At 49.2% G+C, this 26484-nt stretch carries 17 protein-coding genes; 13 read left to right on the forward strand and 4 right to left on the reverse strand.

What is annotated here, in order from left to right; genetic code table 11:
• Positions 1-40: 40 nt before the first annotated feature.
• The 3 genes from ACE5LO_RS09165 to ACE5LO_RS09175 form a co-directional block, all read right to left on the reverse strand.
• Positions 41-1111: a hypothetical protein gene (locus ACE5LO_RS09165; RefSeq protein ID WP_375519706.1), complete on the reverse strand. Its 1071-nt coding sequence runs from the start codon at positions 1109-1111 to the stop codon at positions 41-43.
• Between the two features lie 230 nt (positions 1112-1341).
• Positions 1342-2268: a YqhG family protein gene (locus tag ACE5LO_RS09170; RefSeq protein ID WP_375519707.1), complete on the reverse strand. Its 927-nt coding sequence runs from the start codon at positions 2266-2268 to the stop codon at positions 1342-1344.
• A gap of 22 nt (positions 2269-2290) precedes the next feature.
• Positions 2291-4021 carry a DEAD/DEAH box helicase gene (locus ACE5LO_RS09175; protein WP_375519708.1) on the reverse strand — a complete coding sequence of 577 codons (1731 nt, stop codon included), beginning with the start codon at positions 4019-4021 and terminating at the stop codon, positions 2291-2293.
• Between the two features lie 322 nt (positions 4022-4343).
• Between ACE5LO_RS09175 and ACE5LO_RS09180 the strand changes: the two genes are divergently transcribed.
• Both ACE5LO_RS09180 and ACE5LO_RS09185 read left to right on the forward strand, forming a co-directional pair.
• Complete coding sequence (locus tag ACE5LO_RS09180) at positions 4344-8048, forward strand: ribonucleotide reductase barrel domain-containing protein (RefSeq protein ID WP_375519752.1); 3705 nt, start codon at positions 4344-4346, stop codon at positions 8046-8048.
• A gap of 205 nt (positions 8049-8253) precedes the next feature.
• On the forward strand, positions 8254-9768 hold the full coding sequence (locus tag ACE5LO_RS09185) for a hypothetical protein (protein WP_375519709.1): 1515 nt from the start codon (positions 8254-8256) through the stop codon (positions 9766-9768).
• A gap of 47 nt (positions 9769-9815) precedes the next feature.
• On the opposite strand, the gene ACE5LO_RS09190 is transcribed toward ACE5LO_RS09185, so the two are convergent.
• Complete coding sequence (locus ACE5LO_RS09190) at positions 9816-13310, reverse strand: discoidin domain-containing protein (protein ID WP_375519710.1); 3495 nt, start codon at positions 13308-13310, stop codon at positions 9816-9818.
• Between the two features lie 308 nt (positions 13311-13618).
• Between ACE5LO_RS09190 and ACE5LO_RS09195 the strand changes: the two genes are divergently transcribed.
• The 11 genes from ACE5LO_RS09195 (at position 13619) to ACE5LO_RS09245 (ending at position 26469) form a co-directional block, all read left to right on the forward strand.
• On the forward strand, positions 13619-15229 hold the full coding sequence (locus ACE5LO_RS09195; RefSeq protein WP_375519711.1) for a response regulator: 1611 nt from the start codon (positions 13619-13621) through the stop codon (positions 15227-15229).
• A gap of 54 nt (positions 15230-15283) precedes the next feature.
• Positions 15284-17011: a cache domain-containing sensor histidine kinase gene (locus ACE5LO_RS09200; RefSeq protein ID WP_375519712.1), complete on the forward strand. Its 1728-nt coding sequence runs from the start codon at positions 15284-15286 to the stop codon at positions 17009-17011.
• Between the two features lie 471 nt (positions 17012-17482).
• On the forward strand, positions 17483-18796 hold the full coding sequence (locus ACE5LO_RS09205; RefSeq protein WP_375519713.1) for an ABC transporter substrate-binding protein: 1314 nt from the start codon (positions 17483-17485) through the stop codon (positions 18794-18796).
• A gap of 79 nt (positions 18797-18875) precedes the next feature.
• Complete coding sequence (locus tag ACE5LO_RS09210) at positions 18876-19811, forward strand: carbohydrate ABC transporter permease (RefSeq protein WP_375519714.1); 936 nt, start codon at positions 18876-18878, stop codon at positions 19809-19811.
• 7 nt (positions 19812-19818) lie between these two features.
• Positions 19819-20649, forward strand: coding sequence for a carbohydrate ABC transporter permease (locus ACE5LO_RS09215; protein ID WP_375519753.1), 831 nt, complete (start codon positions 19819-19821; stop codon positions 20647-20649).
• A 49-nt stretch (positions 20650-20698) separates the two neighbouring features.
• Positions 20699-21856 (forward strand): glycoside hydrolase family protein, encoded by a 1158-nt coding sequence (locus tag ACE5LO_RS09220; protein ID WP_375519715.1) that lies wholly within the window; start codon positions 20699-20701, stop codon positions 21854-21856.
• A 69-nt stretch (positions 21857-21925) separates the two neighbouring features.
• Positions 21926-22471: an Rpn family recombination-promoting nuclease/putative transposase gene (locus tag ACE5LO_RS09225; protein ID WP_375519716.1), complete on the forward strand. Its 546-nt coding sequence runs from the start codon at positions 21926-21928 to the stop codon at positions 22469-22471.
• Between the two features lie 7 nt (positions 22472-22478).
• Positions 22479-22754 (forward strand): hypothetical protein, encoded by a 276-nt coding sequence (locus ACE5LO_RS09230; RefSeq protein WP_375519717.1) that lies wholly within the window; start codon positions 22479-22481, stop codon positions 22752-22754.
• Between the two features lie 140 nt (positions 22755-22894).
• Positions 22895-23488 carry a TetR/AcrR family transcriptional regulator gene (locus tag ACE5LO_RS09235; protein ID WP_375519718.1) on the forward strand — a complete coding sequence of 198 codons (594 nt, stop codon included), beginning with the start codon at positions 22895-22897 and terminating at the stop codon, positions 23486-23488.
• Positions 23489-23697: 209 nt separating this feature from the next.
• A complete protein-coding gene (locus tag ACE5LO_RS09240) occupies positions 23698-24747 on the forward strand; it encodes an aldo/keto reductase (protein WP_375519719.1) in 1050 nt (349 codons plus the stop codon).
• A gap of 420 nt (positions 24748-25167) precedes the next feature.
• On the forward strand, positions 25168-26469 hold the full coding sequence (locus ACE5LO_RS09245) for an ABC transporter substrate-binding protein (RefSeq protein WP_375519720.1): 1302 nt from the start codon (positions 25168-25170) through the stop codon (positions 26467-26469).
• The last annotated feature ends 15 nt before the right edge of the window (positions 26470-26484 follow it).

The raw sequence follows: 26484 nt of genomic DNA on the forward strand, positions 1-26484 counted from the left end.
CCGCTCCGGATATGGAACGGGCTTGCTGGTTTTCTTTCACTCAATCATTCTTGTCCTGCACTGTATAAAATGCGCCTGCAGCCGCAAGGCCGCTGAACGGCAGGTAACGGGCAGTTTGGCCGGTGTAATCTGTCCGTATATAGAGACTTCCGGGTGCAGCAAGATCTCCGGAGATCCATTGTTGGTATCCGTTTACGGTAAAAGGAGAATTAAATACATAATTAAGCCCTTGAGCGCTGTAGATCATCTTCATTTTGGGTGATGCCTGCAGTGCTTGTTCGAATTCGCGGTTGCTGCCGAGGGAAAGCGGTTTTTGCTTTAACCATGACAGGTCCGCATAGGGACTGTTGTCCTCAGGGGTGGAATCAGTAACGGTTCGTGCGGCATCTGTGAGCGGAGAGGCTGTACCGGCAGAACTGGCTGCCTGTTCAAGTTTGCTTCTCCAGCCCGGTTCTCCCAGAGGCAGGTCCTGTCCGGTAAAAGCGTCTATATATATGAGATGCTCCGCCTCAGGGGATTGAACCGTCCAATAGGCGAGCGCAGGTTCCTCATATCCGGGTGTTACCCGGATATGGTCCACGGTGGTGCGGGCAGCCGCAGCAAGAGACTGAAGGACAGGCTGCAATATATTCAGGCTGAAGGGAGGAAGGCTGCCGGCTCCGTATTCATTTAACCGGAAAGACCCGTCCTTGTTCTGGCCTATGATCATATAACCTTCCGGCTTTCCTGCCCCCCGCACCAATACGAGCCAGGCGTGCGTCCCCGGACCAAGCGGACTGTAGGTTAAATCCGCGTTCTCCCAGCCTTTGAACTGCGGTTGTCCGGCCAGCGAGGCACGGGCTGCTTCGGCAGCAAGCTTGACGGCCTTTGGAGCAGCGCTGGCGTTTGCGGCTTGACCCGAAAGGCTGCCTGGAGTGCTCTTGTTGTCTGCGTCGGGCTGGCTGTGGCTGAACTGGGCATCCGACAGCTCTGCCGCTGAACCGGAGGAGACAAGAGCTTGTCCATCGGTTTCCGCACGGACGGGCAGGGAGCATAGCCCCGCTGCCGTAAAAGCGATGATGGCCGCAGCGACAAGTCCTGGTCCTTTGCCGGATGCGCTTCTGCGTTTCATGGATATCCACCTCTTTCATATTACATAACTGCAGTGTGTCGTATGATAAGCATAAACCGGGCACGGCGAGAAGGCTGCCGCTTGCTGTCGCTGGACAGGCCATAAAGAAAGGCGTATGCCGCTGTCGATTTAAAGGGCCGGGATGGCTTAGGACAGCAAGCGGATGGCCTGATGCGGGCGAATCATGACATTCGGCTGCCGGCACCGCTGAATTTTGAAAGGATATGTCCTCAACGAAGATGAAAAAGTCCGCAGTTAATCGCAGAAATCAGCACCTTCGGTTCATACTGCCAGGCCATTTCCTCGCGGCGCGCGTTGTGCTGCTCCTGCACGCCCGTCCGTTTCTCCTCATCAGGCTCCTTCAGCAAATCTTCGTAGTACAGGTCGATCACTGCCAGCTCTTCGGACAGGCGCTCTCTCGCCAGCTCTGACCATCGGTAATCCCGCCCCCGGATATCCTCAAGCAGATAAGCTTCCAGCTGTGCCGCCGCTGCTGCAAGCGGAAGCTTGGCCGCCGGAATATGCATATTTCCGGCAAGCTGCGGGCTGAGCTCCTTGCCGGCCAGCAGCTTGCCGAAGTCCTCCTGAATCTGGCCTGTCCGCATGGAGATGCCGAGAAAGTGCATCTCCTCCCGCTTCAGGTCACAGACAAATTCCACCTTAAAGCACACGCCCAGCCAGGTTTCATATTTAACCGGTCTGCGTGCATCGAGCTGCTTGGGACCGGCCTGCTCGAATAGGCTGACATAACGTCCTCCTTCGCGGGCCGCGGTAAAAATCTGCTGCAGCCTTCTGCTGCCAAAGCTGACTTCCTCGCGCAGAATCCGGTTCGGACCCAGCTGCGGCAAAGCCGGAGCGGCTCCGAAATAGCGGGCAAGCAGCCCGTTCGGATCCGGATTGGCGGCTGCGGGAGAACTATTCTGCTGCAACTGTCCATAGGCCTCCGAATCAAAAACGAACGTATACGACATCGTTTCCGGAGGAACCCCGGTGCGCTCGACATAGCTCCAGTAATACGGCCGGTTCGTCAGCGCCTTGTCCGCCTCGGGGGACAGCTTGACGGTGACATGTGCCGGTGATTTTTCAATAATGCTGCAGCCGGTGGAGCGAAGGTAGGTCATTACATAACGCTGGATCTCGTCAGGATTCATGGACAAGTTAACGTTCTCCTTTCACAGGTCAGCTGCGGCCTTCCTGCTCTACCTCCTGTTTGATGGAATCAAGGGACCGGCCGAGGGAGTGCAGTCTGCTGCGGATTTCTTCTTCACTGCCTGATTCCAGCATAATTTTGTACAGGCTTTTTTCAATGGATTCGCGTTGCTCAAGCCGTTCGAGAATGACGTCCAGGCCGCCGATGACCCGCTCGAACATATTGATTTTTTCATGCAGCAGGTTCAGGATATATTCTTCAATTGTGCCTGTCGTGGACAGGTTGTAAATGTGGACATCATTTTGCTGACCAAGCCGGTGTACGCGGCCGATCCGCTGCTCCACCCGCATCGGGTTCCAGGGAAGATCAAAGTTGATCATCTGGCTGCAGAACTGCAGATTAATGCCTTCACCCCCGGCTTCGGTCGCGATCATGACCTGCACACGGCCGCGGAACAGGTCCATCATCCAGTCTTTGCGCCCCCGGTTCATTCCCCCACGGTAAGGGACGGCTGTAAGCCCGCGCTCCCTGAAATAATTGAGCAGGTATTCCTGGGTAGCCCGGTATTCCGTGAAAATGATAACTTTATCGTTCATTTCGCGGATCAGCTCAAGTGTCTTCTCCGCCTTGGTATTGGATTGGATCGCCTTGATCGCGGCGACAAGCTCCCAGATGCGGTCGCGCAGCGGGGAATCCGGGGCCAGCTTTTTGGCGAGATTGACGAGAGTAATGAACACCGCATCACGGCTGCTGCACACTTCCCGCTGCAGTGTCACCATGGAAAGCATGCTGCTCAGATTGCCGCCGTTTGCCTGATACTGATCTTTAACGAAGGAGGTGACTCCGTCATACAGATTCTGTTCGTCAGGCGATAGCGCCAGGTTGATGTTGGAGACATTCCTTTTTGTAAATTGCACAGGCCCTTCACCGCGCCGGTTCCGGATCATGACCTTGGCCAATTCGTCCTTCAATTGCTCCTCGTTCTTGGGCTGACGTTTGTCAACTACGAAATTGGCTGCGAAATCTCCCTGTCTGCCTAGCTGTCCGGGTTTTAGAAGATTGATCAGATTGAAAAGCTCGGACAAGTCGTTCTGTACCGGTGTCGCCGTCAGCAGCAGACAGTATTTTTTGCGCAGCTTGGTCATGAACTGGTAGTTGGCAGTCTTTTTATTTTTCAGCTTGTGAGCCTCGTCAATAATCAGTAAATCATAGTCCGTATCCAGCAAAATATCACAATGCGGCTCACGCTTGGCCGTATCCATGGAGGCGACGACCACATCGGAGTGCCAGGAATGGGCTTTCTTCTGGGCGACGGCCGGGATGCCGAATTTGTTGTTCAGCTCCCGGACCCACTGCAGCACCAGCGAAGCCGGGACGAGAATCAGCACCTTGGTTGCGAGGCCGCGTATCATATATTCTTTGAGAATCATGCCGGCTTCGATCGTTTTGCCCAGTCCGACCTCGTCAGCAAGAATGGCGCGTCCGGACATTTCGAACAGTACCTTGCGGGCCGTGTCCAGCTGGTGCGGGAGAGGAGTCAGGCCCTGCAGATGCTTGAGACACTGAAGCTCATCGAAGCTCGGAACGATGTTGGCTTCTTCGGCTTCAATAGCGAGCTTGAACAGCTCCCAGTCTCCCCAGGGACCTCCTTTGCGCATTCTGGCGTCCAGCTCCTCCGCCCATGAGTAGTCAAAATGGACGGGGACAGGCAGCTCTTGCGCGGAAGTTGGAACAGCAGTTGAATTTGTCGATGGTCTCACAATAGATCCTCCTTCCTAATGGCAGCAGCACTGGATACTCGTAGGTATTAGTATGGACTTAATGCTGAAAGTTCATAACATAGCCATGGAAGAATGGCAGGGAAGCTCTATATGATGAAGTGTTTTTTTCTCTGCAAAGTTCACAATTTTGAAATGGTTGAACCTATATATAGTATGTTAGAATAATATATATACACAATATATTGTGATTTGCTTGCGGAAATCCGTTTATGCCTGCGCCAGAGTGGTTATTGATAGATGACCGGACTTATACGGAATTTCTAATCATCACTACATATAGGAGGCTGATTCTTTGAAAACGATGCAGCAGAAACTGACAGGACTAAGTGAAAAAATTTTTCTGGACCGCTATGCCTGGAAGGATGCGGATACGAACAACGCCAAGGTGGGCGACGTCGTGCTTGTCCTGACCAAGGATGACCCGAAATTCCCGACCAAGGAGGTTGGCGAAATCGTCAGCCGTGAGGGAAAAAATGTGACGGTCCGGACCCGCGCGGGTGAAATGGTTCAAACCGACGTAGAGAAGCTGACATTGAACATAGAAAAGACGCCGGAGGAAATGTGGGACCGGCTCGCCCAAGCCATGGCATCGGTGGAGAAGACGCCGGAGCTGCAGCAGGAATGGCGTGACAAATTCCGTACCGTGCTCGACGACTGGAAACTCGTGCCCGGCGGGCGGATTGCGGCAGGAGCCGGGGCAAGCGACGAGCTGACCCTGTTCAACTGTTATGTCATCCCTTCGCCCAAGGACAGCCGGGGCGGCATTATGGAGACGCTGACCGAAATGACGGAAATTATGGCACGCGGCGGCGGTGTCGGGATCAACCTGTCTTCATTGCGTCCACGGCGGTCCATCGTGAAGGGAGTGAACGGTTCCTCCAGCGGCGCGGTCTCTTGGGGCGGTCTGTTCAGCTATACGACTGGCTTGATCGAGCAAGGTGGAAGCCGGAGGGGCGCCTTAATGGTTATGATGAACGACTGGCATCCGGATGTGCTTGATTTCATCACCGTCAAACAGACGATGGGTCAGGTGACCAACGCTAACCTGTCGGTGTGCGTAAGCAACAGCTTCATGAAGGCGGTCAAAGAGGATCTGGATTGGGAGCTGGTATTCCCGGATTCAAGCGAGCCGGATTATGACAAGCTGTGGGATGGCGATCTGGACAAATGGAAGCAGGACGGACGCAAGGTTGTTCACTACCGGACGGTCAAAGCACGTGAAATCTGGCATACGATTATCGAATCGGCCTGGAAATCCGCCGAGCCGGGTGTTGTGTTCATGGAATACTACAACCAGATGTCCAACAGTTGGTACTTTAATCCGATTATCTGTACGAATCCGTGCTTCCACCCGAACACACGGATTACAACCGAATATGGGCTTATCACCATCGAAGACTTATATAAGAAAACACAAGGTAAAGCTTTCCTTGTCGGAACAGATTTAAGGCTCGTGGAGCAAGCAAAAGTTGTGGGGGGAAGAAGCTACGAGGTTCCTGGATTAAGAATGAGGAAAGCTACTGTCTTCCCTTCAGGACAGAGAGAAACTCTGAACATTTCATTGCAAAATGGCATGGAGCTTTCAGTGACTCCCGAGCATCGTTTGTACACCAATAGTGGATGGAAAGAAGCTGCACAATTAACTACAGATGATTACGTTTACTTACAGTCCGGAGAGGGAGAATTTGCAGCCCAAGATGCACTTGGCGCGGAATGGGGGCTGTTCCTTGGATGGCTGACAGGAGACGGCTGGATCTCCAAGCGTGGGGATGTTGGAATGGTGTTTGGTGCGGCAGACAGCGAAGTTATCCCCCAGTTGCTTAAGGCAGGAGAGAGAATAACAGGGGTCACCGCCAAAGTTTTTGAGCGAAGCAACGGTACCAAACAAGTGTATTGGTGGCGGAAAGCGCTTGTTGAGCAGCTTTATGAATTGGGGGTTAAGGCAGTCAGGGCTTCGGAAAAAGAAGTTCCCTCTGCACTGTTCACTTCGTCCCGAGCTACCGTCACTGCTTTTCTGCAAGCATTGTTCTCTGCCGATGGTACGGTGTATGAGCGGGATGAGATGCACCGGACAGCGAGATTAACTTCGGCCTCCCGGAAGCTGTTGCAGGGAGTACAGTTGCTGTTGCTGAATTATGGAATCAACAGTTCCATTTATTCCAGCTCCGGGTTCTACGAACTAATCCTGAGTGGCAACAATCTTGTCGTTTTTAAAGAAAAGATCGGCTTCAAATTTGTAACTAGAAAACAGCAGGCGTTGGAGCGGATTGCGAGGCCCTCGCGCAAGTCGGAAAAATTCGTTTCAAAGGTTAAAAAGATCGAACAAGGTGAAGTCGTAACCGTATATGATATTCATGAGCCGGAGACGAACTCATTGATTGCCGGCGGAATGGTGGCTCATAACTGCGGAGAACAGGGCCTTCCGGACTGGGGCGTGTGCAACCTGTCGGCCATCAATCTGTCGAAATTCTATGACGAAGACAAGCTTGATGTGGCATGGGAGGAGCTGGCGCTGACGACCAGATACTCGGTCCGTTTCCTGGATAACGTCATCGACAAGACCCCATATCATTTTGCGGAAAATGAGCAAAACCAGAAGAAAGAGCGCCGTGTCGGGCTTGGCACGATGGGGCTTGCCGAGCTGATGATCAAGCTGAACATCCGTTACGGCAGCCCGGAATCGCTGGAGTTCCTGGATAAGCTGTACGGCTTTATGGCGCGCGAGGCCTATCTCGCCTCTGCGGATATTGCGGCGGAGAAAGGCTCCTTCCAGGCTTTCGATGCTGAGAAATATGTGCAGAGCGGGTTTATGAAAAACATGATCGAGGTGTACCCGGAAATCGGAGAAGCGGTCGCTTCCAATGGTATGCGCAACGTAACGGTTATCACCCAGGCGCCGACAGGCAGCACCGGTACGATGGTGGGCACCTCCACAGGTATTGAACCGTACTTTGCATTTAAATATTTCCGGCAAAGCCGACTCGGGTTTGACGAGCAGTTCGTACCGATTGCGCAGGAATGGCTGGACGGCCATCCGGGTGAAAAGCTGCCCGACTACTTCGTCACGGCCATGGATCTGTCGGCCGAGGACCATATCCGGGCACAGGCCGCCATTCAGCGCTGGGTGGACAGCTCGATCTCGAAGACGGCGAACTGCCCGGCTGACTTTACGGTCGAGGAGACGAAAAAGCTGTACGAGTTGGCGTTTGATCTGGGCTGTAAAGGCGTGACCATCTACCGGGACGGCAGCCGGGACGTACAGGTGCTGTCTACCGGGAAAAAAGATGAGGGGACTGCGGATGCGCCGCTGAAAGAGGAGGCAGCGGCCGAATCTGAGCGGGAAGCAAAAGAACCCGTGCAGGAAGCAGAAGAATCCGTTCCAGCAGCGGAAGCCGCTCGGGAAGCGAGGGAATCTGTCCCAGCACCAGTAACGGCGGCAATTCAACCCACCGGAAAAGTGGTGGATAAGCAGTACAAAAGCCGTCCGCAGGTGCTGCTCGGAGCGACGTACAAAATCAATACCCCGTTTGGCATGGCTTACATTACGATCAATGATCTGAACGGAACACCTGCGGAGATCTTCCTGAACGTCGGCAAAGCCGGATCGGATGTGTTCGCGATGGCGGAAGCGCTGGGACGGGTATGCTCACTCTTCCTGCGTTACGGCGACCATGGGCACAAGGTAGAGCTGCTGGTGAAGCATTTGAAAGGAATTGGTGGCTCCGGGGCAATCGGCTTTGGCGTGAACCGCGTTGAATCCATTGCCGATGCGGTGGCGAAGGCGCTTGAGCTTCATGTGCAGAATGGGATTGCAGACCATGAGTTGGACACGGACACGTCTGCTCCGATTGCAGCTGCGCTGGCACAAGAGGAGGCCGTAGAGGGCGCCACGGAGGGGCATGCGGGAATGTCCCGAGATCTGTGCCCGTCCTGCGGATTGGCGACGCTGATTAACATCGAGGGCTGCAAAACCTGCAGCAGCTGCGGGTATAGCAAATGCGGATAAGGCTTATTCACCTTCCTGTAAATTCCTCGGCGATGTGCTTGTTAGAGAAGGCGTAGCACGTTACATCACTTCCTCCTGTTCAGCAGGGGGATTTTATTTTTTCTGGTATTACTGTGTTCCTACAAACTTGGTTCGCCATATAATAGCTGCAAAGCAAAAAAACTGCTTTTTAGCGGTGTCCACCAGTGAAAAAAGGAGGCGTGTTATGAATAAACTATTGGTTGCAGGCAACCGCTCGGTTCTAAAGTTTTTGCTTCCCTCTTTGCTTCAGACTATCCTCAAACCATTCACAATCGTAATTACAGATGATTGCTCGTCGTCTCAAACCGAAATTGATGAAGAAATGAATGAAATGCTGTACGGGAAGCAATCTGAAGGAAGGATAGAGATTATAAAGAAAGATGAAATGACATGGAGAGAACTGGTTCAGCCATTTCATTTGGTTTTATTAGCTTCGGCAAACAACAATCTTGAGCTTTATCAAGAATTTTACAGTTGCTGCATAGAGGAGCAAAAAGTTCTTCTGCCTTTAACGTTTACGCATGAATACGGAATTCTTGGTCCAACTACGATAAAAGAAACAGATGCATGCTGGGAGTCCTGCTGGCTGCGTCTGCATGTGCAGAACCGGATGCCCACTTCTCCTGCACCGACTATTATAGATAGGATGTCCCATATAACATCAAGTTACGTAGAACGGTATCTGAGTACCGGCCTTCCTGTACTCCAAAACAGTGTCTATATCTTGAGTGAAGATCCAATCCACGGAGAAATCCATTCCTTTTTCGAACACCCTTTGACACTTCAGCACATTCCGCTTTCCGACTGGTTCCCCCTCCATATTCCCTTCAATCAGGAGCAAAGCAGTATGAATGAGGAACAATTACAAAATTATTTTACTGGACTGGTCTCTTCCCGGATTGGTATCTTTTATTCCCTTGAAGAAAGTTCTTTTGAGCAGCTCCCGCTTTCTTTGTGCAGTATCCAGATAGCGGATCCCCTTTCAGATGGTCCTGCCACGAGGCTCCCAGCCACGATTCATGCAGGAATGGATCATACTCAGGCCAGGAGAGAAGCAGGCTTATCGGGGTTGGAAAGATATATGTCCAGACTGTGCGATCATCTTTTGTTAGATAAAATGCAAAATACTTATGCAGGTGCAGGGATGACTGGTTCGGAGGCTGCAGGACGCGGGCTGCAGTCCCTTCTGCAAAGTGAACTGGACCGTTTGTATCGATGGGATATGCAACAGGCTACTCCTGTAGTAGTTCCGTTTAACCCATCTACACTCGATGATCTGTGCAGTAAATATTATCTTGAATCGTTGAGGGCAGTAGCAGAGGACTTGGTTCTAGGATACAGTGAAGATTTATATCCTCACATTCCAATTGTTTGGGTTCGCTCAAACGGCAACTGGTATTATGCCATTGATTTAAATCCCACTTTGGCATTGCGCCGTGTATTGACTGAAGCTCTTGGACATATCCAGACAGGACATAAGCGATCAGACAGCATTTCATTCAAAAACATCTCTCTTTCCGGTCAAACTAAACAGATGTATCTGCCAGAAGTCAGTACCAGTTACCATCCAAAGGATATTGAAGACTTGTTGTCTGTATTGCATCCATTTCAAGTTTTGGTCACCAAATTGGCGGTTGAACCTTTTTTGAAGGAGCTTGTGGTATACGGAGTACGTCTGAGCAAGGAGGTCTGCAAATAAACATGCAGCCTCCCCATTTGATTGCTCAAAAGTAAGGATGTCTGTCATTAGGGTACTGTGTTCACATTCTGAAGAGAACCATGAAGCCTCAATTCAGCCATATTGCCGAACCATGAGCCTGAATTATAAATGCGGATATATCGGTATGGTGTTGCATCACTTACCGTAAAGGTTTGCCAGTCCTGAAGGGCAGCGGCCCCTGGTGTGAGGTTAGACCAATTTTCGTTGTCGTTGGAGCCCTGAACCACGGCGCCTTTGATGCGGCCGTAATATTGATCCTGTCTGGCTAACAATTCGACTTTCGAAACAAGAAGCTTCTTACCTGCTTTGAAGTCAAAAGTAATGAAACCTCCCGCTCCGTTGCTGCCAAGTCGGAAATCGGAATTGGTGCCTGGATCCCCGTCAAACAGATAACCGACCTGTTTCATTGTTTCTGCAGGAGTTCGATTTCCGGCTGTTGTAGGATCCAGCAGATAGGTGATATCCGTCACATTAGGGATCAGCTGCGACTCATCCATGATAAACAGATTGGTGCTGTCCGTCGTCAGGAACACTTCATCTCCAGCGGTTCCGTCCGATATCAGTTTGTAATTGATCGAAAAGCGGACCTTCCCATCCTTGGCATCGGGGCTGACGGTCCATTGTGCCGTCCAGTGAATATTGTCGGTTGTAACAGCCGGCGCTTCCTGTCCTTGCATCAAGACCTTCACATCCCGAATCGGTTCGACTGCTTTAAAATCCAGTCTCACCGTATCGCCTGTTGCAATCCGGTTTTTCAAACTTTGCTCTGAACTGATCGACACAGAGCTCATTTTGCTAAACACTTCATGCCGTTGACCATAGATGCGTAATTCGCTGATTTCGAACATCGTGCTTTGCGGATCGATAATGGCCAGCTTGAAGAAACGGAATGGGGTGTTTTTATATTCATCCTTCACGGTGAGCCGTTGTTTCTCTTCGCTGCGAACGGTCATCTCATCCGTCAATCGTGTCCAGTTGTCTCCGTCATTTGATCCAAATACGGCAAGACCGGCGATGCGCTCGGGGAAGCTCCTTCTGCCCTGGATCTCGAAAGCTTGTGCCGTGATTTTAAACCTGCTGCTGAAATCAAGGGTATGGTATTGGTCCGGTGCCAATCCGTAAGCGACATAGCTGTTGTCATTATCGTCCGTGAGGCTCGGGAGGTAATTGACGAAGGAAGAAGCAATACCCATTTTGACAAAGTCAAGGCTTCCATCCGGCAAAGCGCTGTTTAGAAGCTCCAACTCCTCTACTGTTGAACGAACGATTTGCAGCCGGTCATAAAATGCTGCATCTGTATCCGTCTCCATATGATTGACAGCGTCGACATAAGCATTGGTGTACGTCGCAAGGGTAGCTGACACATAGCTTTCAGCCGGATTATATCCGGCGGTGGCAGCAGCAATGGCGGCCGCCCGGTCAGCTGTCACCTCGATCTTTACATGTTTTGTGGATACCGAGGTTCCGTCGCTGGCCACGACGATAAAGGAGCTTGTTCCGGTTTGCATGGGGGTCCAGGTGAAAGCGCCGGTACTGCTATCCAAAACAGCTCCCGCAGGACCATCCGCCATTTCATAGGTGACAACGTCCGAGACGTTCGAATCTGTAGCCGAAAAATCCGCGTTGATCGTTCCCCCGGTGAATGCGATCTGATGCAGTGCCGCCGCACCGGATTTAAACACCGGAGCAGATAACTGGCTGCCTGCCTGGACATGGAAATGATCCAGGTCCACTTTGGTGCCGCTGCCCGTTACCTTCATATACATAAGGCTGTAGTTTTCATCGATCTGTGCGTAGGGAACCGTGTTGATGGACATATCAAAGGTGACGTATCTCCATTGTCCCTTTGTATCCGGAAGAGTAATCGTATGGAAGGGGAGGGATTTCCTTTCTTTACTAAGCTCTAGGGTGGAAGTCCCGTTGGTCCTGATTTTCAGACCGATGAGCTTGGGAGAGGTTCGCTGTCCAAAGGAAAGATTCAAAGGCACAATGGTGCTCCCCTCGTCCGTTGCTGTGATTTCCACATAAGAAACGGTCCCTTCCTGCCTGGTCGCCGAATGGCTGTCAAGGGCCGTGTACCGGTCTTCAATTTCTGCCACAGTATCACTTGTCATTTCCTTGGGCAAATATTTGGACCCCTCCACAACGGCTTCCTGTGGAATGTACAGCCAGAAATCTCCGCCCCCGTCCGGGCTTTCCCAAGCTTGTGAGAGTTTCCCCTGATAATAATAATTGGACGGGATCCGTTTCGTGAACGCTTCATGGAAGTAAGGCGCTTTTTCCGAGAGATCGACTTGTTGGCTATAGGTATAATAGTAGTAAATATCCCAAAACTGGGCGGTGTTCATGCGGCCCCGGTAAAAGTCGGATATGACCCGGTAAATGCCCAAGGGACTGCCGTTCTCATCCATGGTGTAAACCACAGGAGTCCAAGGGGTGTCGTAGCCCAGCATGTATTGCCAGAAATAATTGGCTGCCGTCAACATGCGGTGATCGAGAAAAGCAAAAATATCCACCGCATCTGGAGCGGTTGAGACCGTGCCTGCCTCGGGGTCTACCTTGGTGCCCTGGGCAAGCAGCATCCGCGAAATAATCGCTGCATTCGTAATGTCCCCGGCACCGTGAGCCTGATCTCTGCCCATTTCTACATGCTGCACAACCGGCTGATCCAGCTTCTCTCCCGTAACCGCATTGGTATCAACCAGCCGGAACAGCTGTTGAATGGAACCGTTAATCCCCTGATCCTTCGCCGTTTTATTCACGGTAAACCATTCTACGGCTTCTTCGTACCGCTCTTTGTTGTCTGTGAAAATATAACCCGCCATGGCTCCCAGCAGAGGGTAGGTATGTTGGTTCATAAAGTGATTGTTATCGTGAAGAAACGTTTCCGTTACCGGTATAATGAGGTTGTTGCTGAAATTAGCCGTATCCTGCTCCGTCCACTGCAAAGCTTCCGTCGGGGAGCTCGTATACCGCAATATTTCTGCCGCCGTTACTATCCGGTTCAACGGGATTCCCGTATGAATATGGGCGTCGGTAAAATACACGTATTTGGCAGGGTCCATCTGGGACCAAATGCGAATGATATGCATCGCGTTAGCCCGATAGGCTTCATCACCTGTAATATAATACAGCAAGGCTTGTGTATACGCTTTCAACCCATCGGATATAAAGCGTGAGTTAAAACCTTGACTGTCAAACGCATCACTTGCCGGTTTTGTTGGATTCGAGGCATCCTGATTGCTGGATGTAACCGTTTTTGAAGCTGTTGACGAAACAAGCATGGCCTTATAATACGAATACCACGGCTCCTGCTTCGCCATAATCTGTGCCCGCATGTTTTCAAGAATGTCCTTAGTTACCCCGATGCCTGGATGCAGAAAACCGTTGCTGCTTGTTTCCGTAATCTCTACCGTATCGGCCACAGCCGTATCGATAGCCAGCGACGGTTCCTCTGTTAATGCCGAGGCAGATGCTGGAAACCAGGGAATGCACATGGCTGCAAAAATGAATGCAGTCAATCCGGCTGTCACCCGCCTCCACAGACTTGTGCGGTACGGTCTCCCATACGTTCGTTTCAGAAAAATCTCCTCCTTTTCCTGTGTAGTCAAGAAACACAATAGCAGAATGGGGAAGGGGAGGTATGCTGCTTTTTTAAGCGAAATATGCATTCTTTTTTGGATTTAGCGTGAGGACCGGATGTTCGGCACAGGTTCCTGTTTTTTCAGGCAGCGTTTGTCGTTATAATCTTAATCAGCAGATGGAGGCCATGTTTTTATGCGCGTACAGTAAATATTAATACTCACGGGTAAGCAGGAGGGGGCGCTCTATGGAAACCATTAAATTATTGCTTGCAGACGATGAACCTGTCATATTACGCGGCCTGAAAAAACTGATAGCCTGGGAAGCGCTTGGATTTACTATCGTAGGTGAAGCCAATGACGGGCGGGAGCTCCGCGAGCTGATCCGTACACATGAACCCCAGCTGATCATCAGTGACATCAGCATGCCGGATGGCAACGGGACTGATATTATTGCCGAGTTAAATGAACAGGGATACCGTGCTAAGGTGATTTTTATTAGCGCCTTTCAGGAATTTGGTTATGCCCGCCAAGCGCTGCAGTTGGGAGCACTGGATTATCTGGTAAAACCTATCAATAAACATCAGCTCGAAAATGCAGCAGCCAAAGCAGCGGCCATTCTCCAGGAAGAAACCAATGATGAGCGAAACAAAGAGATGCTGACTTATTATGAAAAAAAGAATCGCTCCACCATCATAGAACAGCTTCTTGACGGTTTACTGGACGGAGACAAAAAGACACTTGACGAGCTTTCGCAAATGGATGTTATTGCGATCAGCCGATTTACTACTGTGTGTGTATTGGAAATCGATGAAAATATCACTGGCACACCGTGGGGGGAGCGGGAGCGTAATCTGGTAAATTTCGCATTGTCCAATATCATTAGAGAGACATTGGAGCAGGAACGAGACGAGGGCAACGGATGGCTGGTTCAGAAAGAAGCATATTTTACGATTCTAATCCAGCATGAACAAAGAGAGTATCCGCTTCAACTAGCCAACGACCTTCGCAGTAAGATCAACGGTTATTTAAAGCTGAATGTTTCGTGTGGTATAGGGGGAAGTGTGACAGGCATTGAAGAAGCGGCGGTATCCTGTCGGTTCGCATTAAAAGCGCTTAACAAAAAATATTTTACAGGCATAAACCAGGTGATTTGTTATGAAGAGCAGCATACAAGGAGTAATCCGGAGGATAAGTCCATAGCAGAGCTGCAATCCGATTTGGTCAAAGCGCTGACCGCTCAACAGAAGGAACCGTTGCAGCCGCTGATAAAGCAACTGCTGGAGCAGATCCGGATTCAGGCGGGGGATAACAGAAATCTGGCGATTACGGGGGTTTACAATTCAATGCTGATCATTAATCAGGAGCTTGCAAAGATTGGGAGCGGGATGGAGCTCATTCAGGCTGACCACGGTGCTCTGCTGGAAAAACTGGCTGCCTGTCCCACTTACACGGCTGTTGCCCGCATGGTTGAAGAGGTCGTAGCGGAAATGCTGCAGCAGTTTGCGGGCAAGCTGTCGGGTAAAGAGCGGGCATTGTTAACGAAGATCAAAGCGTATATTGAAGAGCATTATGCCAGCCATATTACCCTGGAATCCATGGCTGCTCTTGTCTATATGAATTCCTACTATTTCAGCAGCTTTTTCAAGAAGCATACCGGTCAAAATTTCAAAAACTATATTACAGAGGTGCGAATGAGGCATGCGCTTCAGCTGCTGCTTGAATCAGATCTGATGGTCTATGAAATTGCTGACCGTGTAGGTTATAACCATGTAAGACATTTCAGTGATATGTTCAAAAAAAGATTTGGCAAGGTACCGCAAGAATACCGGCAGTGCTTTCGCCGGCATCAAACATAATTAACCATAACGAACAAAGAAGGTGCTGCCTTCATGCGCTTCTGGAGATTGTTGATGAAAAGTATATTCGTAAAATTTTCGGCTTCCTTTATGTTGGTAGGGCTTATCCCGCTTTTTGCGTTAAGCTTTTTTTCTGTACAAATATTCTCGGGTTATGTAGAACGATATACAACCAGCAACCTGCAGCAAATGGTACTGTATATGAGCTATAATCTGAATTCAGCCTTCCAGCAGTATAACGATATTTCGAAGCTCATGTATAACGTTCGTTACGAGGGAGTTTCCGAAGATATAACCCAGAATCAGACATTCAATGTCAATGAGCTGGAGCAGATCAATTCGACGCCCATCGATTCCTTCCTGAAAACGATCGTTTTTAGTGATAATTATATTACCGGCGCTTATTTTGTGCGGGCGGAAGACGGGCGTATCTATTATCAGGAACGGGAGAATCAGGGGCTTAGAAGCGAGCTGCTGCCTGTCCAGGAATGGAAAGACAAAATGAGCAGTCAGCCTGCGAAGGCAGCCATTTTCCCGAAGCATCAGGACTCGTATTTCACCGGGTCCAAGCGGGAGGTTTTTACGCTTGCGCGTAATCTTATCGATACCTCAGGCGTGCTGACCCGGGAACCCAAGGTGGTTGGCACCTTGTTTCTCGATATTGACACGGCGATGTTCCGGCAATTTTTGAATGAGCTTTATCTTGGGGAGCAAGACGAGGTGCTTCTGATCGATGGCGAGCATCATATTTATTTCAGCAATCTGGGCAACAGGACGAAGGATGAAATTTTAGCAGGAAGCAAAGATCATGAGCTGCTGGTGCTGCGTGAAGACATTCCCTTTGTGAACGGCCAACTGATTGCAATGATTCATCGGGCAGGACTGTTTGAACAGCTTTTTTCCGCACGGGCCACCGTATATATTGCGATCCTGATTTGCTCAGTGGCCTTGATTGTCATGGGGGCCTGGTTTTCGCGCCGCTTGGCCGCACCGATCCGCAAGCTGATACAGCAAATGGCTGTGGTGGAGTCCGGAAGACTGGATACCATGCTCCCTGTCAACAGCAACGATGAAATAGGCAGGCTGACCCAAGGCTTTAACCGGATGGTCGAGCGCCTGCGGGTGCATATTGATGAAGCTTATGTGGCCCAGATCAAGCAGAAGCAAACCGAGCTGAATGCGCTAAAAAGCCAGATCAGGCCTCATTATCTGTACAACACCCTTGAAGTGATCCGGATGAATGCGGTGGATAAAGAGGCGGATGAGGTTGCGGACATGATTCATTCCTTGTCCAATCAATTGAAATATGTCATTGATTACGGAGAAGACCGCGTAAGCCTGCGCCGGGAGCTTGAGCATTTGCATGATTATTTCTATATTATTTCGGTCCGGTATGACAACAGATATGTGCTCAGGTGTGACATCACTCCTGACGTAGACATGGACTGGCCGATCCTGAAATTATGTTTGCAGCCTATCGTAGAAAATGCGGTTCAACACGGACTGCGCCAGCAGAAAAAGGGGACGATTGGGATAACCATAGAAAAACGGGAAAAAGACCTGGCCATCACGATTTATGATGACGGTGCGGGAATGGACAAGGAGACGCTGGCACGTATTAATGAAACTCTGTGCGAGCCCAGTCCCCCAAGCAAGTCTATAGGGTTAAAAAATGTGCATGAGAGAATCCGCTCCATGTACGGAGAAAACTACGGCCTGTCCGTGAGCAGTCAGAAGGATATTGGAACCTCTGTGCTGCTCTGCTTTCCTGTGTCGAATTGATCTGTGTAGGTTCAGTCGGAATCCTGCCTGGTTTTCTTGGTTCTTCGCATACCATTATTGATTTTTTTCAAGTTCTCTTAATCTGGTTTCCATGTCTGTAAGTCTTTTGTTAATGCGATAGATAACGGGCACCATAGCTACAATGAATATGATAATTGCGCCAATAATCATAATTTGTCTCCTTTAGAATACAAATTTGTAAAATATTTTTGCTATAATTCCCGAAAAAATAAATAAACAACAAGCCTGAATAGGGGCATCTCCAACTTGTATCTGGATGATATGAAGTATCCTAAAAACAATAAAGAGGAAATAATCAATGGTCTGCTTTCTTCTTAAATTCCCTACATATGCGGCTTAAAAAAGTTCATACAAGCAACATGCGGCCAATGTTATTCTAAATAACGAAAGCGCTTACCTGCATGGCACAGCAGTTTCAACAGCTTTATGAGATTAAAGGGGGTTCACAATATGCTGAAAAAAGCAAAATTCAGGTTAACCGCACTTCTGCTTGCAACGGTGATGATTTTGGGAGCTTGTGCCGGAAACGGCACGGGGGCGGGTGAAACCGGGGCTGATTCTGGAGGGAACAAAATAAGCTTTACCATCGGATATGCTGCCGGTGATCCGGCTGCCAAAAAAGCGATAGCCGACACCGTGAAGAGATTCATGGAAGCCAATCCCGATATTGAAATCAAGGATCTTAGTGAAAACTCCAGCAGTTCGTATCTGGACTGGCTGAAAACGAAGGATGCGGTCGGCGAGTTTCCTGATCTGGTAGAGATGCGGGATACGGAGGTGTTTGCACATGCGGGTAAAATTGTGGAGCTGCCGTCAGACCTGCTGGATTTATTTGATTCGCCTCCGGCCGTAGAAGGCAAGGTGTGGAACGCACCCTTATCGATGAATGCGCCGCAAGGCATCATTTACAGTAAAAAAGCATACGCGGATGCAGGCATCACCGGGCTGCCCAAAACGTATGACGAATTCATTGCCATCCAGGAAAAATTGAAGGCTTCCGGTATAACACCGATAGTGGTTGGCGGCAAAGACATTTTCCATATGGGATTCTGGGTGAACAAATTCCTAATAGATGATGTGTACGCGCAGGACCCGGACTGGAATTCCAAGAAAACAGCCAAAGAGGTCAGCTTCACTGACGCCAATGTCGTACAGGCGATGACGGATTATAAAGAGCTGTTCCAAAATTATGTGGACAAAGGCTGGCTCAGTACACCTGACAATCAAACAGTTTCCTTCCTGATCTCAGGCAAAGCGGCGCAACTCTACTCGGGGACCTGGATGTTCTCGCAAGTCGAGGAAGCCGATCCGAGCTTTGAATACGGCTTTTATGCCGTGCCTGACCGTGCGGGCAAAGTGAATATTATAGGACTTCCATCACCGGCCGGATGGTCTTTGTCCACCGAAGCGGCCAAGGATCAAGCAAAATCTGAAGCGATCAAAAAGTTCATTCGTTTCTTCTTTGCGCCGGAGCAATATTCGCAGTATCTGGCGAGCATCAACGGCATTCCGTCAACGAAAGAGAAAGTCACATATGAAACTGCGGAAGCCATGCAGGCGGCGCTTGCTTTGATGAACGATCCGAATGTTACGAAGTCTCTGGCCATTAATAACTGGTGGGGGGAGAACCTGATCCCGCCTCAGTTCCGCAACTGGTTCTACAAAAAGCTGCAGGAGATGGTTGTGAATGACGGGGATGTAAAAACTTATATGCAGCAGGTGGATGCAGAATATGACAATCAGGTGAAGGCAAATTCAATGTAAAAGATGTAAGAAAGAGAACCTTTGGAGGAACCCCGTTCAGAGTAAAGGCGGTTCCTCTTTTCGGGAAGGAGTGCATTCTATGGGAACGCCCGCATCATCTGTAGGGGAGCGTATTGTCACAGCAACAGCTCATCCAAAAAAGAAAAAGCAGCACCCTTTTGCCATCGTATTTATACTTCCATCATTAATCCTGTACACCTTGTTTGTCATTGTTCCTACTATTGGCAGCGTGTATCTCAGCTTTACCTCCTGGGACGGAATCAGCGAGGATATCCGGTTTATCGGCTTTGCCAACTTTGTTGAGATATGGAACAGTCCCCGGGTTCATAATGCGCTTAAAAACACACTGATCATGACCGTAAGTCTGGTCATCCTGGAGAACATTGCGGCCATTGCTATGGCCCTGATGGTCGATAAGGTAAAGTGGTTCAAGAATCTATTTCGCAGCATTTTCTACTTTCCCACTTTGCTTAGTGGAATCGTGATGGGCTTCGTATGGGCCATGATCCTGAATTATAATTTTGGCGTTGTCAATCAAATGCTGAATACGATCGGACTCGGAAGCTGGGCGGTAGATTGGCTGGGGGACCCCAACTACGCCATGTTGTCCGTCATCCTGTCTACGGTCTGGAAAGGCGCCGGTTATTACATGATCATCTATCTGGCAGGGCTGCAGGGCATCCCGGCAGAGCTGTCCGAAGCGGCAAGCATCGATGGTGCGAATGGCTGGCAGCAGTTCCGTTTTATTACCTTCCCGCTGCTCGCAGGCTCCGTGACCGTATGTATGGTGCTTTCCATGATCAGTGCGCTGAAAATATTCGATCAAATTGCGGTTATGACGGACGGAGGACCGGGTTTTGCGACAGAAACGTTAACTTATATTATCTATAAGGTTGGTTTTGGTGAATTAAGGCAGGGCTTTGGCACAGCACTTGCGATGGTATTGTTTGTTATCATCCTGATCATCACCATTATTCAGGTGAAAATTCTCAGGAAGAGGGAGGTGCAGTATTGATATGAGCATGCAGGCACGCAAAAAAATCGGCGAAGTAATCCTGTTCGCGCTTACTCTGCTGGTGGCGGTTGTGTTCTTTTTTCCGATTTTGTTTAACCTGATGTCCGCCTTCAAGAGTAATGGTGAAATTATGCGCGATGCTCTGTCGTTTCCGACCTCACTGTACTTGGAAAATTTCAAATATTTGCTGACCGAGACCGAGTTCCCACGGGCAATCATCAATAGTCTGATCCTGACGGTCGTTTCGATCATCATGCAAATTCTCATTATTCCGATGGCAGGTTATGCGATCGAAAGAAGAAACGCCAAATGGACGCATTTCGTTTTTCTTTACTTTCTTGCCGGCATGATGATTCCTTTTCAGGCTTACATGATTCCATTGTTCAAAGAGCTTAAAATGCTGGGGCTTTACGGCAGCCTGGCAGGGCCGGTTGTTGTGTATATTGCAGGCGCGGTCGGCTTCGGATGCTTGCTCTACACAAGCTTTGTCAAAGGGGTTCCCAAGGAAATTGAAGAGGCGGCCGAGATTGACGGCTGCAGCCGGTACACGATTTTCTGGAGAATTGTGTTTCCGCTGCTCGGACCGGTTACGGCCAGTATGGTTGTATTGAACGGGCTGGGCATCTGGAATGATTTTCTGCTGCCGATGCTCGCGCTTCCGTCCGGTGAGCCGAAAACGATGGTTGTAGAAATTTACCGGTATATCGGGGAGTTTTCATCGAGATGGGATATGATTTTTGCGGGAACAGCCTTGTCCGTTGTTCCTGTGCTAATCGCTTTCATTTTCATGCAAAAATACTTTGTTAAGGGAATCTCGTCAGGGGCGACAAAAGGGTAAAGGGGGGGATCCCCATCATCATTTCGGAGAAGAAAGAAGGGATGAATGCATGCCTATTTTAGACAGCAAAACCGTTTGGGTAGACGAGGTTGTGGACAAAATTACTGCCAAAATGGACTGGGTCAGCGAAAAATCAAGAAACAAAATCCCGTATACGACCGTGGACGGGGAACATGATGACAGGTCGCTCTGTAACCCCTCCAATACGGAAGCGGACGGTATAAGCTGGTGGACCAACGGATTCTGGGGCGGAATGATGTGGCAGATGTATCATGCAACAGACCATCCGAGGTACAAGGAAATCGCCGAAATCTCCGAGCAGAAATTAGATGCCTGCTTCCACGACTATTATGGCCTGCACCATGATGTAGGTTTTATGTGGCTGCCCACCAGTGTGGCCAATTTTAAACTGACCGGAAATCCGGAGTCGCACAAACGGGCAATGCATGCGGCTAACCTGCTTGCAGGCCGCTACAATCCGGCAGGGCAATTCATCCGTGCCTGGAACGACCTGGAGGGCGAGGATACCAGAGGCTGGGCCATCATTGATTGCATGCTCAATATTCCGCTCTTGTACTGGGCTTCCGCAGAAACAGGCGATCCCCGCTTCCGGCAGATCGCGGAGAAGCATGCCGATACGACCATGAATGCTTTTGTCAGAGCTGATGGCTCCGTCAACCATATCGTTGAATTTGATCCGTTTGCAGGCGGAGTGGTCAAAACCTATGGCGGGCAAGGTTACGAGGAAGGCTCTTCATGGACGCGCGGGCAAAGCTGGGCCTTGTATGGCTTTATGATGAGCTATAACCATACAGGGAAGGAAGAATATCTGCATACGGCAAAGCGGGTCGCCCATTATTTTATCGCCAATATTCCTGAAAACGGAATTATTCCGGTCGATTTCAGGCAGCCCAAGGAGTCGCTTCTTGAGGATTCGACAGCTGCGGCCATTGCTGCCTGCGGTTTAATAGAGATGGCCAAAAGAGTTGGCCCACATGAAAAGGATCTGTATCTGGGGGCCGCGATTAAACTGCTGCAGACACTGGATCAGACTCGCACTGACTGGACGACAGGCTGCGACTGCATTCTGAAGAATGGCTCTGCCGCCTATCATGCCGGCACCCACCATCAATCCATCATTTACGGCGATTATTTTTTCATGGAGGCGATGTTCAAGCTTAAAGGAGACGATCTATATATTTGGTAAAATGCAAAATTCGATGGCAGTAAGTCATGACGGTCTTGAAACATGATCGATTGAGAAAGGAAGGATGGCATGGGCAATCCGGAGCAGCCAAGTCAACCGCTGCGACGCAAAAATACGCCTCACGATGAAGCACTGAAAAAGCTGCTGCAAACCTTTTTTAAGGAATTTATCGAATTGTTTTTTCCGGAGCTGGATAGAATGCTGGATCATCGTCAGACGCGGTTTCTCATGCAGGAACTGCTCGTCGATATCGTCGGCCAAGAGGCGAGAGAGCTCGATTTGTTGCTCGAAACGAAGTATACGGAACTTGACGCTTACGTACTGGTTCACTTTGAGCCACAGTCCTACAGAGAGGCCGATTTTCACGAGCGCATGTTCATTTATTTTAGCCGTTTGTTCGAACGGCACCGGAAAGAGCATAAGCTGATCATTCCGATCGCCATTTTTACAGCCGACGATGTGAAGGACGAACCCGATGCCTTGACGATGGCGATCCCGGGACACGACATTTTACATTTTCAATTTTTGAAGGTTGAGCTGCGAAAACAAAATTGGCGGCAATTTATCGAGTCGGACAATCCGGTGGCTGCTGCGATTGCGAAAGAAACTGGATGACGCCAAAATGGAGCTCATCATGTCCGTAGCGGATTTATATTACCGGCCCGCTATAGGGGAAGATGACGTGATTCTGAGTGAATTACGCGAACAATGCCCGGAGGAAGGTGAAGAGATCATGGAACTGATGCCTATCTGGAAAAAAATAGGATATGAAGAGGGCAAGGAGAAGGCAACAAAGGATATCATACGTAAGCTGCTCGATAAAGGATTCGATCCTGAGCAAGTTGCAGATGCGTTGGAGTTGCCGGTGGATGAAGTACGAAAGACAACGAAAAAATAGCATATTAGGGTCTTTTTTGGCTCGTTATTCACCAAAATGAAGCTCATAAGGATACTTGTCCTTGGGGCTTTTTTGGATAGATAGAATCCATTTGAGAGAGAGTCTGGGGGCTACATAATTCTGGATTTGACTTTAATTGAATGATCGTTTATTATTCAGACATGAGATATAAAGACAAAAATAAAAACGAAGCCATTTTTCAGGCAACCATTCAGCTTTTGAACGAGATCGGTTTTTCCGAAATTTCCATGTCGAAAATCGCCAAACGTGCTCAGGTATCGCCAGGAACGATCTATGTTTATTTTGAGAACAAGGAGGATATGCTGAGGAAGCTGTTTTTGAATGTCGAGCAGAAGATCAGTTCGAGTATGTTCGAAGGGCTCCATCATCCATTGCCGGTCAAGGCAAGATTTGAACTGATCATGAGCAACTATATTGAATTCATTCTTAACCATAAAGATGAATTTCTCTTTTATGAACAATTTTGCAATTCACCGCTTGTCGAGAATTTGTATCTTGAAGACTCCAGTTTGATGTTCCAGCCTTTTTATAAATTGATTGAGGAAGGCAAAGAACAGAAGCTGCTTAAAGATTACGATACCATGCTGCTGTTAGTTTTGATTTATGCTCCTGTTGCCGAACTGGCCAAGCAGTATTACAGAAGAGAATTTGAATTTAATGATGAAAATGTGAAGGACCTGATTCAAGCAAGCTGGGACGCTGTCAAAGCATAAGAGTCCTTCTTTTTTTGACTATAAAATGAATGAACGTTCAATTTCTATTGATTGCAACGGTTTGATTCATATTTTACTGCGGCTTCTGAAGTACCGTCGGCTCTATGGTGGAGAGATATTACTTGAAGGGGGTGATTCATAAAAAAACGGGGTATCGAACGATGAGTTTGTAAAAAAATCAAACACAATTATAATTATAGGAGGCATTTATGAAATACTATTTCTTAGGAAAAAGCGGATTACGCGTCTCGGAGCTTGCTCTTGGAACGATGACTTTTGGTACGGATTGGGGATGGGGCGCAGGCACGGATGAAGCCCGGAACATGCTGGACATTTATCTCGACCGGGGCGGAAATTTTGTCGATACGGCCAGTGGATACACGAACGGAAGCTCGGAAAAAATGTTGGGTGAAATTCTGGGCGAGCGTCGTGATCGCATCGTGCTTGCCACGAAATATACGATGAATACGCATCAAGGCGACCCGAATGCAGGCGGAAATCACAGAAAAAGCATGATCCGCTCGGTTGAAACGAGTTTGGCACGAATGAAAACAGATTATATCGACCTGCTGTATCTGCACTCTTGGGACAACACGACGCCGGTTGAGGAAGTACTGCGGGCTATGGATGATCTTGTACGAGCGGGCAAGGTGCTTTATGTGGGAATATCGGATACGCCGGCCTGGCAGATTTCGCAGATGCAGACGATAGCCGACCTGAGAGGGTGGTCTCCTCTGGTTGCCCTGCAAAATGAACACAGTCTGATCGAGCGAACGTCGGAAAGAGAGCTCACTCCGATGGCTCAGGAGATGGGGCTTGGGGTTGTTGCCTGGTCACCTCTGGCCAACGGTCTTTTGACCGGCAAATATTCAAGAGAGGATTTGCAGCAGCGCAGCAAGGAATCCGAAGGTTGGAGCTCGCGGGTAACCATGATGGCTAACCATGGTATGCTGAATGAGCGGGTATTTAATATTGTGGATGAAGTCAAAAAAGTAGCAGATGAAGTGAACGCTCCGGCAGCGCATGTTGCGCTGGCATGGCTGAGAGCACAGTCGTCCGTGACATCCATTTTGCTAGGGGCAAGCAAAGCCGGACAGCTTGAAAGCAATTTGAATATGCTTGATTTGCAGCTTACGGAGGAACAACTGCAAAGGCTCGACGCGGTAAGCGCGATTGAGCTCGGGTTTCCTCATAAATACTTAAATGACCCCGCAAACCTGTGGGGAGTTTTTGGAGGCGTAGCCGTCGAGCGCCGCTAAGGTAAATCTATAACACCTTCAAGTGATTGTCACCATGTCGATAGATATGGAGATGAGCTTGGAGGTGTTTTTTTAATAACGGCTAAATATATATTTATTACAAAAAAAATGTACAAATCAGGTCATATGATTAAAAGTGATGTAACATAGCCCCTGCAATTGGGAGGAGAGGTCATACCGGAGCTTTTCACAAATGGTTATGCAATTCTGGGTACTCTGGTGCTCGTAAGCTATGCCTTGATTCGGCAATGACGAACAAGACCAAGCTTGCAACTTTCACAAGTATATTTACAAAAAATACGTTTGAAAGCGTTGACATAAAAACAAAGTAGCTATATACTCCGCAATAGATACAAAAATAATGTAATTAAACAATATTATCGTCTGTATCTATGAAGCTACTTCAAAGGGGAGATTCGCATGAAAAAGAAGATTGGATGGCTTGCATTGACACTGCTGCTTTCGTTCTCACTGGTTTTAAGCGGATGCGGTGGAAGTGGTGGAAGCAGTGAGCAGGGGGGCGGTGATTCGTCCGGTGACGGAAAAGTGACTTTGTCTTTCTGGACGCTGTTTGACGGCGGCGATGGCGAGAATATGCAGACGCTGGTGGATGAGTTCAACAAGACACACCCGGATATCGTTGTGAAAAATACAAAGCTGGCCTGGGGTGAGTATTATACGAAGCTGGTTACCGCTGTAGGCAACGGGACCGGGCCGGACATCGGCATCTCCCATACCTCCAGGCTGCCCGACCTGATTAATCAGGGGGTTGTCACGGAGCTGGATACCCCGGCCACCGAGGTTGGCGTGGACTGGAACACCTACAATCAGAATCTCTTGAATGCGGTTACGGTGGACGGACAGCATTATGCGGTGCCGATCGATACGCATCCTTTTATTATGTATTACAACAAAAAGCTGCTTAAAGATGTGGGCTTGCTTGGCGAAGACGGGAAGCCGCTGTTTGAACAATCGGCTGACGGTTTTGTGACCTTCCTCAAGACATTGAAGGAGAAGCTTCCAGCCAAAGTTACGCCGTTTGCACTAAACAATACCAACGATGACCCATTCCGTCTATGGTGGGCTTTGTACTCGCAATTGGGCGGCAATGACGTGATTTCAGATGATTTGAAGTCAGCGGCTATCGACAAGGAGAAAGGCATTCAGGCGGCTGAATACGTGCAGAAGCTGTTCACGGAAGGTTATATCAAGAAAAACGATCCTGACTTCTATAAAAATTTCCAGAGCGGCACGGCAGCAATCATGATGACGGGCGTCTGGGCAACAGGCACCTGGGAAGCGACGAAAGGGTTTGAGTTCGGCGCCATGCCGATCCCGAAAATTTTCGATCAGGAAGCGACATGGGGCGATTCCCATACGATTATTTTGCCGCTAACCCAGGATGAGGACCCGGCCAAACGCAAAGCAGCCATGATTTTTGCCGATTGGGTTGCTGAAAATGGTCAGGTGTGGGCGAAAGCCGGACATATTCCATCCAAACCATCTGTACTGGAGAAGCAGGAGTATAAGGATCTTCCTTACCGCAGCGATTATGCCGAGGTGGCGAGTGTGGTCAAGTTCAACAAGCAGTCCACGAAAAACTGGCAAATCCGTGACGAGGCAGCATTTAAATTTTTGAATGAAGTATGGACGAATAAAATGACGCCGGCTGAAGCCCTGGACAAGATGGAGGCGGCCATTCAGAAAATTCTGAGCGAATAGTAAGGCAGGCGGATC

It is taken from the genome of Paenibacillus medicaginis, assembly GCF_042138635.1.
Lineage (GTDB): Bacteria > Bacillota > Bacilli > Paenibacillales > Paenibacillaceae > Paenibacillus > Paenibacillus medicaginis.

Bases quoted from the DNA above. Each gene is read 5' to 3' on its own strand.
- ACE5LO_RS09210 (WP_375519714.1), top strand. From the start codon at position 18,876: ATGGGAACGCCCGCATCATCTGTAGGGGAGCGTATTGTCACAGCAACA.
- ACE5LO_RS09225 (WP_375519716.1), top strand. From the start codon at position 21,926: ATGGGCAATCCGGAGCAGCCAAGTCAACCGCTGCGACGCAAAAATACG.
- ACE5LO_RS09235 (WP_375519718.1), top strand. From the start codon at position 22,895: ATGATCGTTTATTATTCAGACATGAGATATAAAGACAAAAATAAAAAC.
- ACE5LO_RS09200 (WP_375519712.1), top strand. From the start codon at position 15,284: ATGAAAAGTATATTCGTAAAATTTTCGGCTTCCTTTATGTTGGTAGGG.
- ACE5LO_RS09195 (WP_375519711.1), top strand. From the start codon at position 13,619: ATGGAAACCATTAAATTATTGCTTGCAGACGATGAACCTGTCATATTA.
- ACE5LO_RS09185 (WP_375519709.1), top strand. From the start codon at position 8,254: ATGAATAAACTATTGGTTGCAGGCAACCGCTCGGTTCTAAAGTTTTTG.
- ACE5LO_RS09240 (WP_375519719.1), top strand. From the start codon at position 23,698: ATGAAATACTATTTCTTAGGAAAAAGCGGATTACGCGTCTCGGAGCTT.
- ACE5LO_RS09215 (WP_375519753.1), top strand. From the start codon at position 19,819: ATGCAGGCACGCAAAAAAATCGGCGAAGTAATCCTGTTCGCGCTTACT.
- ACE5LO_RS09205 (WP_375519713.1), top strand. From the start codon at position 17,483: ATGCTGAAAAAAGCAAAATTCAGGTTAACCGCACTTCTGCTTGCAACG.
- ACE5LO_RS09180 (WP_375519752.1), top strand. From the start codon at position 4,344: ATGCAGCAGAAACTGACAGGACTAAGTGAAAAAATTTTTCTGGACCGC.
- ACE5LO_RS09165 (WP_375519706.1), bottom strand. From the start codon at position 1,111: ATGAAACGCAGAAGCGCATCCGGCAAAGGACCAGGACTTGTCGCTGCG.
- ACE5LO_RS09230 (WP_375519717.1), top strand. From the start codon at position 22,479: ATGGAGCTCATCATGTCCGTAGCGGATTTATATTACCGGCCCGCTATA.
- ACE5LO_RS09220 (WP_375519715.1), top strand. From the start codon at position 20,699: ATGCCTATTTTAGACAGCAAAACCGTTTGGGTAGACGAGGTTGTGGAC.
- ACE5LO_RS09245 (WP_375519720.1), top strand. From the start codon at position 25,168: ATGAAAAAGAAGATTGGATGGCTTGCATTGACACTGCTGCTTTCGTTC.